This window comes from Kitasatospora sp. NPDC049258, assembly GCF_040678895.1.
Classification (GTDB): domain Bacteria; phylum Actinomycetota; class Actinomycetes; order Streptomycetales; family Streptomycetaceae; genus Kitasatospora.
Genome location: NZ_JBFAQT010000102.1, coordinates 1 through 2,112 on the forward strand (window position 1 = coordinate 1; position 2,112 = coordinate 2,112).

Annotated in this window: 1 pseudogene; it reads right to left on the reverse strand. The window is 69.3% G+C overall.

The window, feature by feature from the left end:
* Positions 1 to 2,112: pseudogene (locus tag AB0K43_RS31365) on the reverse strand (sugar-binding protein); the annotation flags it as partial.

Sequence of the window (2,112 nt, forward strand, 5' to 3'; positions counted from 1 at the left end):
CGATGCCGTACTGGTCGGTGCGGCTGGAGGCGAGGCGCTGGGTGCCCCACTCGTAGCCGTTGGTGACGTAGACGTCCTTGCCCGCGGTGCCGTTGTTGAGGGTGGACTGAAGGGGCTTGCCCGTGAGGCTGTAGGTCTGCCCGGTGAGGTAGGTACCGAGCCCCTGGGCCGCGGTTGCACGGTGGAGGGCGTCGTACGTGTAGGCGAGCGATTCGGCCGCGAGGTTCCCGGCGGCCGGGTACGAGACGGACTTCGGCTGGCCGTCCAGTCGGTAGATCACGCCGGTGGCGTAGGACCCCGCAAGGCCCTCCTGACCGGGGACGGACGGAACCGTGACGGTGGTACGGGTGGGCCTGGCCATCGGGTCGAAGAGCGAGTAGGCGGTCTTGTACTGGTAGGTGGTCCCGTTGACGGTGCTGTAACGGGTGGCGGCGGAGAGCTGGCCCTTGCCGCCGTTGGGGTCCCAGGTCTGGGAGGTGAGCAGCGGGCCCGTCGCGGGGCCGTCGTGCGTCTCCAGGGCACGCGAGAGGTTGTCGTAGACGGTGGTGATGGTCTTGCCGCGGCCGTCGGTCGTGCCGGTGACCTCGCTCCGGTCGTTGTAGGTCCTGCTGGTGGTCCCACTGTCCGGGTCCACGGCCTTCGTCTGGCGGCCGAGTTGGTCGTACTGCCAGGTCCAGACGGTGCCGGCCGGGTCGGTCAGCTTGGTCAGGTGGCCGGCCGGGTCGTAGCCGTAGGTGGTGCTGTCGTAGGCACCGGTGGGCAGTGCGGTCTTGTACTGCCGGAGTTCGGTGGTCCTGCCGGCGGCGTCGGTGATGGTGGTGGTGGGGGTGCTGCCGGTGGGCGGGGTGACGGTGATCCGGTCGCCGTTGTACTCGGTGAGGGTGGTGGCGAGCGGGGTGCCGACGCCGTTGCCCGCGAGCACGGTGGACTTCACGGTGCGTCCGAGACCGTCGAAGGCGGTGGCGGTCTGGGTCTCCACGCCGGTGGCGTCCTCGACCTTGAAGAGCGTGGTCGAGGGCGCGCCGGTGGCGTAGTAGGGCGCGTAGGAGAGGGCGGTCTGGCCGCGCTCGTCGTAGAAGGTGTCGGTCAGGATCCGGCCGCCGTTGTCGCCGGGCGACTGGGTCTGCCGGGCTCGCCCGAAGCCGTCGTACAGGGTGTAGGAGGTGTCCGACGAGTTGTCGTCGTTGAGGCTCACCGTGGCGACGGACGTGATCCTGCCGTCGGCGATGTCGTAGACGTACCGGCTGTTGGGTGGATCGTTGTTGGTCTTCGACTTGGTCGGCAACCACACTTTCGACGTCCGGCCCAGGGCGTCGTAGACGACGTCGGTACGGCGGTTGTTCACATCGATGACGTCGCTGCTCTGGCCGCGCAGCAGGTCGTAGTCGGTTGTGGTGGTCTGCGCGGTGGCACTACTGCCGACCGTCGCCGGCGGGGTGACGACCGTACTCCTCGTGGGTCGGCCGGTGGTCGGTGTGTAGCTCGTCGTGGTCGTCCGGGCGGAGGGTGACGGGGTGGTGATCGGTCCGGTGGCGCCGGTGGTGTCGAAGACCGTGCTGGAGGCCAGCTCGGTGGTGGTCAGTGCCCGCCCGTAGACGTCGAGGGTCTTCGCCGTGTCGAGGTAGGTGGCGCTGGTGCCGGTCTGCGACTTGAGCGTCTCGGTGAGGGTGACGTCGCCCTTGGTGGGGGCGGTGCCGTAGGCCTGGCCGTCGTACCGGGTCCGGGTGTCGGTGAGTACCGCGGAGGTGCCGTCGGGCTGGGTTTCGCGGTTGACGTTGGCGGCGCAGTTGGCGGAGACGGTCTCGGTGCGGATGGCGCCGTTGAGGATCCAGGCGCCGGTGTTGTCGGCGTAGGTGGTGCGGGTGCACTTGTCGTCGGTGCCGACGGCGACGTCGCCGAGGTCCTCGACCTGGGTGGTGCGGCCGTAGCCGTCGAACGATGCGGTGATCCGGGCCTCGCGCCAGGAGCTGCCGGCACCCTGGTCGAGCGAGGTGAAGGTGCGCTTGACCGTGGTGCCGGTGAGGTTGGCGGTGGTGGTGCCCCAGTCGCGGACGCGGGTGGCGGTGGTCTTCTTCCAGGGCGTGTTGACGGTCTTGGAGAGGATCTTGCCGC